An 8,854-nucleotide genomic window follows, 5' to 3' on the forward strand; every position below is an offset into this window, starting at 1 on the left:
GATGCGGGCGTGACCATGGGGCTGTACTGCTACCCCATCCTGATGGCGGCCGACATCCTGCTGTTCAATGCCCACCGCGTGCCGGTCGGGCGCGATCAGGTGCAGCACATCGAGATGGCGCGCGATGTGGCTCAGCGCTTCAACCACCTCTATGGCCAGGGCAAGGAGCTGTTCGTGCTGCCACAGGCCGAGGTCGAAGACAGCGTGGCCACCCTGCCAGGCCTGGATGGGCGCAAGATGTCCAAGAGCTATGACAACACGGTGCCCCTGTTCGAAGGGGGCGCCAAGGCTCTTAAGGACGCCATTGCACGCATCGTGACCGATTCGCGCCTGCCCGGTGAGCCCAAGGACCCCGAGAGCGCTCACCTGGTCACCATCCACGATGCCTTTGCCGATGCGGCCACCCGCAGCGCCTTCCATGCTGACCTGCGTGCGGGCCTGGGCTGGGGGGATGCCAAGCAGCGCGTGGTGCAGTTGATCGAGGGCCATGTGGGCCCCATGCGTGAGCGTTATGCCGAACTGATGGCCCACCCCGAGCACATCGAGGAGGTGCTGCAAGCGGGCGCCCACAAGGCGCGCGCGCTGTCGGCCCCCTTCCTGGCCGAGTTGCGCCATGCCGTGGGCCTGCGCACCATGGTGGCCGTGGGTCAGCCCCAGGCGGGCAAGGCCCATGCAGCCAAGGCCGATCTGCCGGTGTTCAAGCAATACCGCGAGGCCGATGGGCAGTTCTATTTCAAGCTGGCGGACGCCGATGGCAGCCTGTTGCTGCAAAGCCAGGCCTTTGCCGAGGGTCGCGAGGCCGGCAACTGGGTCAAGCGCTTCAAGCAAGAGGGCGCTCTGGTGCTTGACGGAGCGCCCGTGAGCTTGGCCGAAGGCGTGGACCGCGCCCGCGTGGAGGCGGCCCTGGCCGCCTTGGTGGCCGCCCAGGAGTGAGGCCAGGCCATGGCCGGCATCCACATCACCGACATTGAAGCGGCCATCAACTGGTGGCGTGAGCGCGCGCCTTCGCCCGATGGCGTCGGGCTTGCGCCCGAGTTGCTGCGCCTGGCCGAGGTCTATGCCCTGATGGTCTACTACCACGAGAGCGTCTGCGACGAGGACACCATGCCCCGTGCCGCGCTGGAGGCCTGGGGAGCCTGGTATGCCACCACGCCCGACACGCCCTGCATTGCGATCTGCTCGACCAGCCAGGGCGATGACCTCTGCAAGGGCTGTGGCCGCACCTTCGACGAGGTCCAGCTCTGGCCCGAGATGAGCCCCGCTGAAAAACGCCAGACCTGGCGCCGCATCACGCTGGAGTCCACCGCCTGGCGCTTCAACCGCTATGCGGAGCGGGCGGCCGAGGGTGCATCACCCCGGGCCGCCTCGCCAGGCGCGCCCGGTCAGGCGCGGACCTGAGCGCCGTTCACTGAGGAACGGCCGCTGCCTGAGCGCGCTGAAGCGCCTTGGCGTGGTCCTCGGGCAGGATGTGGCCGGCCGCCAGCGCCGCATCGGCAGCAGCCTTGTATTTGCTCACGTAATCGGCATGCGTCGGGTAGAGCGATTTGAGCTTGCTGGCGCTGAAGTACTCCGTGTAGCCGCCGGCCACGCAGGCAAACAGGTCCAGGAAGGCCAGAGAGCCAGTCGTGAAGTTGGCGTTGCCGTAGGTGGCGATGGGCGCCTCGATCTCGGGCAGGCGCAGGCCGCCGATCACATTGCCATGGGCATCCTTTTGCAGGCTGCCCAGCCAGTTGCGCTTCATGCGGGGGGCCACAGGCGGGGCCTTGCCGGTCAGCGTCCAGTTGGTCAGATGGCGCAGCGCGGCGTTCTGGGCCATGTAAAAGGGCATGGCGTTGTGCGGCTTGCCGCAATCGGGCTGATCAAAGCCCACCTCGCGCTCGCTGACCGAGTAGATGTTGTCCAGCAGGTACTGATCGGCATGGGCGGCGCCGGCCACCTCCCAATAGCGCACCAGGCCGGTGTCGATGGCCTTGGAGGTCGAGCCGAAGGCCGAGACATCCATTTGCGACTGGATCTGGAAGACGGGGACCTTGCTGTCGGCGCGGATCACCGTGGTCGAGGGCAGGTTGTCACCCGAGGCCAGGCGCACGCCGCTGGCCGCACGGCCATGGATCAGGATGCCATCGAACACATTGTCCTGAGGCTGGATGGCGTTGGCATAGGTGGTCAGGCGCATGGCCGATTGGGAGTGACCGCTGGTCAGCACCTTGACGGGCTTGAGTCCACCCAGCAGCACCTGGTACTGGTCTCGCACGGCCTGACCGGCCTGGGACAGGATGTCGTAGGAGATGTCGTCGGTGCTGATGTCGCTCGCGGCATAGCGGTCGCCATAGGCTTCCAGCTTCTTGACACCCTCGATGCCGACCTTCTGGTTGGCCAGGCCGATGTAGGCGTAGCCCTTGCGCAGGATTTCTTCGCGGTTCATGCCCCAGTCGACGTCCAGCGGGTAGCCGCTGCTGACGTTGAGCCATTCGACCAGCACGATGCCATTGAAGTTCGCTGCGTTGGCCGGGCGGCGCACGATCACGGCGGTCTTGAAGGGAGTGTTGCTGGACACCACCGTGGCCGCCCATTTGCCGTCGCTGCCCAGGGTGCCGGCGCTCTTGTAGCGGCGTGCCTGCCCGGAGATGAAGAACTCCTGCTCCACGAAGGGCGCACTGCCGAACTGGTCGGCGCGGTCGCCATAGCTGTCGCCCGGTGGGGCGAGCTCCAGTGTGGCGCGCGGTGCGCCGGCCATGGCCAGGGCGCTGATGGCAGCCAGCGAGGCGGCCATCACGGTGCGTCGCAGTGTCTGTCGTGCAAGGAAAGCTGGGAGCGTGCTCATGTGTGTTCCTGTTCTTGGTGTGTCGTTAAATGTTCGTCACACTAACAAAAACAATGCAGGCAGGCATGAGGACTTACCTGAGGTGGTGACACCCGTTTCAGGGGTTGGCGCCCGAGGCCGTGTCCCGGGCGGCAGTGGGCTGGGGGCGGGCCGCCGGGCTGCCGCGCAAAGCCTTCCAGAGGAAGGGCCAGATGGCCTTGGCAAAGGTCCACAGATCGGCCTGTGCCACGCAGGGCAGTTCGTGTCCTTGAGCCCACAGAGGGTTGCGTTGCGCAAAGAAGTCGATGGCCGGATCGGCCTGGCGCAGGGCCTCGGTGATCGGGGCGACCTCCTCCTTGAGGCAGTTGGCCTGCTCACCAAAGGTCAGCACCATGCGTTCCTGATCGAGGTGCCCGGGGTAGAGCTGCTCGCAGTAGTTCACCACCAGGTCTTTCAGGCCGGCGTGCTCCTGCCGATGATCCGGGTAGTAGGTCGGGAAGTTGCGCGCCAGCAGCAAATAGGTCTTGTAGCCCTTGGAGATCAGCAGCCAGTACTGTTTCGAGAAAGGGCGCTTGAGGGCTTCGATCAACAGCTTGCGGGCAAAGGCGGTCTGCAGCGTGCGCGAGCCCCAGTAGGCTTTCTCGATGATGGTGTCACCGCTGAACAGGCCCTTGACCCGGCGGCCCTCATGCTCGAAGTGGTAGATGCCCAGGGTGGAGAAGCCCACGATGCCTTGGTCCTTCTTGCGTCGCACCAGGAAGACGCCGTCCTTCTTGGTCAGGTCGCGCATGAAAGTGTCGATCGGACCATGGTCGTAGTAGGTCTCGAAGATCGCATGCATCCGCAGGATCTCGAAGATCCGCAGATCGCGTGTCTTGACGTAGTGGGTGTAGAGCATGATGGCGTTTGAAACAGACCTGGTGGGAGCGTGAGGAATTCTCGAATTCAGAGTTGAATCCCAAGAGAGGGCATACCCTCAAGGCAAGGTGATGTGTGCATCCATCAAGATGTTTCTGTTTGAAATGTCTTTTTCCTGCGTAAGGGTTACGCGAAAACAATCGTTTGAAACGGTGGTTTGCGGCGCAATCTCTGCATGACGTGGGCGATATCCCGTCTTCGTCGGGGGATCGGGTGTGCATCCCAGGCCGAGGGGCTCGATAGAATCGGGATTCCCCTCTGGATGGCACGACCCCACATGAACGCACCGATTCCTGGCGATACCCCTGCCGGCAAAGACGACCACAAGCCCACCAACTTCCTGCGCGGCATCATCGACCGTGATCTGGAGCAGGGCACCTACGCCAGCCGCCGCTGGGGTGGTACCCCGGGTGACGCAGCCCACCATGAGCAAGGTCAACCCGATCCCGCCAAGATCCGCACGCGTTTCCCGCCTGAGCCCAACGGCTACCTGCACGTGGGCCACGCCAAGAGCATCTGCCTGAACTTCGGTCTGGCGCGCGACTACGGTGGCGTCTGCCACATGCGTTTTGACGACACCAACCCCGAGAAGGAAGAGAAGGAATACGTCGACTCCATCCTGGACGCGGTGTCCTGGCTGGGCTTTGGCTGGGCCTCGAACTTCAATGGGCAGGCGCAGGACCATCTGTACTACGCCAGCAACTACTTCGACTTCATGTACCGCGCAGCGGAGTACCTGATCGAGGCGGGTCTGGCCTATGTGGACGAGCAGACGCCCGAGGAAATGCGTGCCAACCGGGGCGACTTCAGTACGCCCGGCAAGGACAGCCCTTTCCGCGCGCGCTCGCCCGCCGACAATCTGGCGCGTTTCCGCGAGATGCGCGACGGCGTGCACCCCGACGGCGCCATGGTGCTGCGCGCCAAGATCGACATGGCCGCGCCCAACATCAACATGCGCGACCCGGCCATCTACCGCATCCGCCGCGCCACCCACCACAACACGGGTGACACGTGGTGCATCTACCCGATGTACACCTTTGCGCACCCCATTGAGGACGCGCTGGAGCAGATCACCCACAGCATCTGCACGCTGGAGTTCGAAGACCAGCGCCCCTTCTACGACTGGCTGCTCGACCGCCTGGCCGAAGGGGGCCTGCTCAAGCAACCGACACCCAGGCAGTACGAGTTCGCCCGTCTGAACCTGACCTACGTGATCACCAGCAAGCGCAAGCTCAAGCAACTGGTCGATGAAAAGGTGGTGTCGGGCTGGGATGACCCGCGTATGCCCACCATCGTCGGCCTGCGCCGCCGTGGCTACACCCCCGAGGCCATCCAGCTGTTCTGCGAGCGCATCGGGGTCAGCAAGGCCGACAGCTGGATCGACTACAGCACCCTGGACATCGCCCTGCGCGACGATCTGGAAAGCAAGGCCCACCGTGGCATGGTCGTGCTCGATCCGGTCAAGCTGGTGCTCACCAACTGGGATGAGGTCATGGGCGCAGGTCACCTGGAGCCCTGCTCGCTGCCCGCCTTGCCCCACCCGCCTGAAGGCGTGCCGGAACCGGCTGCCCGCCAGTTCACGATCGGCCGCGAGGTCTGGATCGAGCGCGAGGATTTTGAAGAAGTGCCGCCCAAGGGCTACAAGCGCCTCTTCCCCGGCAACAAGGTGCGCCTCAAGGGCGGCTATGTGATCGAGTGCACGGGCTGCACTCGCGATGCCGAGGGCCGCGTCAGCGAAGTGCAGGCCACCTTGGTGCCCGACACCAAGAGCGGCACGCCCGGGGCCGACAGCGTCAAGGTCAAGGCCGCCATCACCTGGGTGGGCGTGGCCGATGGGGTGCCTGCTGAGGTGCGCATCTACGACCGGCTGTTCACCGATCCGCAGCCCGATGCCGGTGGCAAGGACTTCCTGGCCAGCCTCAACCCGGACAGCAAGAAGGTGGTCACCGCCTACGTCGAGCCTTCGCTGGCTCAGGCGCAGCCCGATCAGAAGTTCCAGTTCGAGCGTTTTGGCTACTTTGTGGCCGACCGCCTGGACCATGTGCCCGGTCGACCGGTCTTCAACAAGATCACCGGGCTCAAGGACGGCTGGGGCAAATGAGCCGGCTACGGGGCGTGTGAACGGATGCACGCGGCGGGCCCCGGATCAGGGTTTGCCGCTCGGGCTTACCCTTGGTAACCCTCAAGCGCGCCAGGGAGTCGTCCGATAGGATGGCTGTCGTCCGCTTCCAAGCTGTTCACCCCCCATGCCGCCATCTGGTCAGGCCAGTCGTTCCGCGAGCCAGAGCACCTGGCGCAGCCCCAGTGCCAAACACCAGCGTCGCATCGAGCTGATGGTGCTGATCGGTTGCGGCTTTCTGATCACCGCCGGGGTGGTCTGGGGTCTGCTGTTTGCCGTCAAGGGACAGTGGATCGTCGTGCCGATGGACATCATGTACATCGTGGCGGGCATCGTCGGCATCCTGCTGACGCGGCGCAAACAGGCCCATGCCGCCGGCATCTTGCTGCTGGCGATCCTGTTCATCACGCTGGTGGCGTTCTCCTTGCTGCTGGATGTGCCCACCGCCGCGGTGGGACGCTCGACCCATCACCTGATGCCCGCCCTGGCGGCCTGCGCCTTCATGTTCTTCAGGGGGCAGGGCCCCTGGTTGCGGCATGGTGTGACGGGCCTGTTCATGGCCGCCTATGTCTTTTTGGATGTGACCAGTTTTGGCCTGAGCCCGGCCTATGTGCAGCCCGATGAGGTGCGTGCCCTCAATGCCTGGGGCAACAACCTCTTTGCCATGGCCACGCTGTACATGGCCCTGATGGTGATGCAGGCCGACGTGAGCGAGCGCAATGCGCTGGAGGCGGATTTCCGCGCCGCCCTGGTCGAGGGACAGTTCGTGCTGCACTACCAGCCACAGGTGGACGCGCGGGGGCAGGTGATCGGGGCCGAGGCCCTGGTGCGCTGGAAGCACCCCAGGCATGGCATGGTGCCACCGGGTGACTTCATCCCCATGGCCGAGCAGACGGGCCTCATCCTGCCGCTGGGCGACTGGGTGATCAAGCAGGCCTGCACCCAACTGGCCCTGTGGGCCCGGGATCCGGCCACGGCATCCCTGCAACTGGCGGTGAACGTGAGCGCGCGGCAGTTCCGCCAGCCGGACTTCGTGGCCCAGGTGTCCAGCATCGTCGAGCGCTGTGGCGTCGATCCGCGCCTGCTCAAGATCGAGCTGACCGAGAGCATGCTGGTCAATGACATCGACGACATCATCGCCAAGATGGCAGCGCTCAAGGCGAGTGGCGTGAGTCTGTCGCTGGATGATTTCGGCACGGGGTTTTCATCGCTGTCCTACCTCAAGCGCTTGCCGCTGGATCAGCTCAAGATCGATCAGACCTTCGTGCGCGACCTGCTCACCAACCCCAACGATGCAGCCATTGCCAACACCGTGGTCAGTCTGGGACAGAACCTGGGCCTGGACGTGATCGCCGAGGGGGTGGAAACCGAGGGGCAGCGGGACTTCCTGGGCTCCATCGGGTGTCATCGCTATCAGGGCTATCTGTTCAGCAAGCCCATGCCGGTGGTCGACTTTGACGCCTACCTGGCCTCACGCCAGGTCGCTCAAGAGGCACCTGCGCCCGTGGCCGCATCGATGAACGCGCGCACCTGAGACGCGAATGTGGCGACCTCGATCGGTTTGGAGAGGTAGCCATCGCAGCCTGCGGCCAGCATCTTGGCTTCGTCACCCTTCATGGCATAGGCGGTGAAGGCCACGATGACGATGTGCCGGGTGTTCGGGTCGGCCTTGAGTTGTCGGGTCAGGCTCAGGCCGTCCATGCCAGGCAACTGGATGTCCATCAGGATCAGGTCTGGCTGGAAGCTGGCAATCAGCGCAAGCGCCTGATCGGCATGGCTGGCAGACGCCACGGCGAAGGCGTTGGCGTCCAGGATGAACCCCACCAGTTCGAGGTTCATGACGTTGTCATCGACGATGAGCACCCGCGCTGGCGTCACGGCCCGTCCTCGTGCGGTAGGGCGTCCACGGGAGGGCGCCAGCGGCTCATGGCCTGGAGCATGTTCGCCAGCGCGCCGCCGCCCTTGCTCAGCACCGCCCGTGCAGATCGGGCCAGGTTCTCGTATTCCTCGTCCGTGAGGATCATGCTGGTCCAGATGAAGACCGGGGTGTGTTGCCACAGCGGCATCCGGTGCAGCGCATCGAGGACGGCAAAGCCATCGAACTCCGGCATCATCAGATCCAGGATGATGGCGTCTGGTTGATGGTGATCGATGTCCTGGAGTGCCTGGCGGCCATCGAGCAGACAGATGGGCTGGAGGCCCATGCCCGAGAGCGTGGCGCGCATCAGGTCCAGGGCATAGGGGTCGTCGTCGATCACCATCACCCGGCCGGGCTGCTCGGTTGAGCCCGGGCGGATTTGTGCCATGGCGGCCACCACCTCCTGTGTGCGAATGGGTTTGCTCAGCACATTGGCCACCGCGAAGGTGGCGGTGTCGCCGCCGTCGATGGGCATGGTGACAGCCAGCACGGGTGAGTGCTGGCTGGGCCCTTCGCGTCGGATGCTGGCCAGCGTGCCCAGTCCATGCTGGTCGGGCAGCAGCAGATCCAGGGTGATGGCATCGTAGGCACGGTCCCGCGCGTGGGCCAGGGCCTGCTCGCCGGTGGGGGCTGTGTCGACGTGAAACCCCGCGCTGGAGAGCTGCTCGATCACCTGCGCCTGCTGCGATCGCTGATTCTCGATCATGAGCAGTCGGTGCCTGGCGGGTTCGGTGTTGGATGGTGGCGCCGTGCAGACGCGCTGGAGCACGACATGGAACACGCTGCCCACCCCGGGGGTGCTGCGCACGCCCACCTGACCGCCTTGGGCCTCGACCAGCCGGCGCGTGAGTGCCAGGCCCAGGCCCGTGCCGGGATGCTGCTTGCTGTGGCCGGCATCCAGTTGCTGGAAGTCGACGAACAGGCGGGGCAGATCGGCCGCGGCGATGCCGATGCCCGTGTCCTCGACTTCCAGTCGGAAATGCTGGGGGCCTTCAGGGAAAGCACGCACTGTCACGCAACCGCCTTCTGGGGTGAACTTGATGGCGTTGGAGAGGTAGTTGTAGAGCACCTGCTTGAGTCGACCCGGGTCGATCAC

The 8,854-nt window shown here is 64.8% G+C and carries 8 protein-coding genes; 4 read left to right on the forward strand and 4 right to left on the reverse strand.

Annotated elements, in window-relative coordinates:
• Together VFW84_RS01380 and VFW84_RS01385 are read left to right on the forward strand one after the other, a co-directional pair.
• Positions 1–933: tryptophan--tRNA ligase (locus tag VFW84_RS01380; protein WP_329678635.1), on the forward strand; the 933-nt coding region annotated here is incomplete at its 5' end.
• A gap of 9 nt (positions 934–942) precedes the next feature.
• On the forward strand, positions 943–1,398 hold the full coding sequence (locus VFW84_RS01385) for a DUF3717 domain-containing protein (RefSeq protein ID WP_329678636.1): 456 nt from the start codon (positions 943–945) through the stop codon (positions 1,396–1,398).
• 7 nt (positions 1,399–1,405) lie between these two features.
• Here VFW84_RS01385 and VFW84_RS01390 read toward each other — a convergent pair whose 3' ends face one another.
• Complete coding sequence (locus VFW84_RS01390) at positions 1,406–2,824, reverse strand: alpha/beta hydrolase domain-containing protein (RefSeq protein ID WP_329678637.1); 1,419 nt, start codon at positions 2,822–2,824, stop codon at positions 1,406–1,408.
• A 97-nt stretch (positions 2,825–2,921) separates the two neighbouring features.
• The gene (locus VFW84_RS01395; RefSeq protein ID WP_329678638.1) at positions 2,922–3,701 is read right to left on the reverse strand and encodes a hypothetical protein; all 780 of its coding nucleotides are present in this window, start codon (positions 3,699–3,701) and stop codon (positions 2,922–2,924) included.
• A 297-nt stretch (positions 3,702–3,998) separates the two neighbouring features.
• Between VFW84_RS01395 and VFW84_RS01400 the strand changes: the two genes are divergently transcribed.
• Together VFW84_RS01400 and VFW84_RS17475 are read left to right on the forward strand one after the other, a co-directional pair.
• On the forward strand, positions 3,999–5,822 hold the full coding sequence (locus tag VFW84_RS01400) for a glutamine--tRNA ligase/YqeY domain fusion protein (protein ID WP_329678639.1): 1,824 nt from the start codon (positions 3,999–4,001) through the stop codon (positions 5,820–5,822).
• A 145-nt stretch (positions 5,823–5,967) separates the two neighbouring features.
• Positions 5,968–7,374, forward strand: a complete 1,407-nt coding sequence (locus VFW84_RS17475) for a putative bifunctional diguanylate cyclase/phosphodiesterase (protein WP_414638851.1) — start codon at positions 5,968–5,970, stop codon at positions 7,372–7,374.
• Here VFW84_RS17475 and VFW84_RS01410 read toward each other — a convergent pair.
• On the reverse strand, positions 7,326–7,718 hold the full coding sequence (locus VFW84_RS01410; protein WP_329678640.1) for a response regulator: 393 nt from the start codon (positions 7,716–7,718) through the stop codon (positions 7,326–7,328). The genes VFW84_RS17475 and VFW84_RS01410 overlap by 49 nt on opposite strands.
• Positions 7,715–8,854: response regulator (locus tag VFW84_RS01415; protein ID WP_329678641.1), on the reverse strand; the 1,140-nt coding region annotated here is incomplete at its 5' end. The genes VFW84_RS01410 and VFW84_RS01415, both read right to left, overlap by 4 nt.

The organism is Aquabacterium sp. (assembly GCF_036279655.1).
Lineage (GTDB): Bacteria > Pseudomonadota > Gammaproteobacteria > Burkholderiales > Burkholderiaceae_C > Aquabacterium.

Bases quoted from the DNA above. Each gene is read 5' to 3' on its own strand.
- VFW84_RS01385 (WP_329678636.1), top strand. From the start codon at position 943: ATGGCCGGCATCCACATCACCGACATTGAAGCGGCCATCAACTGGTGG.
- VFW84_RS01390 (WP_329678637.1), bottom strand. From the start codon at position 2,824: ATGAGCACGCTCCCAGCTTTCCTTGCACGACAGACACTGCGACGCACC.
- VFW84_RS01395 (WP_329678638.1), bottom strand. From the start codon at position 3,701: ATGCTCTACACCCACTACGTCAAGACACGCGATCTGCGGATCTTCGAG.
- VFW84_RS01400 (WP_329678639.1), top strand. From the start codon at position 3,999: ATGAACGCACCGATTCCTGGCGATACCCCTGCCGGCAAAGACGACCAC.
- VFW84_RS17475 (WP_414638851.1), top strand. From the start codon at position 5,968: ATGCCGCCATCTGGTCAGGCCAGTCGTTCCGCGAGCCAGAGCACCTGG.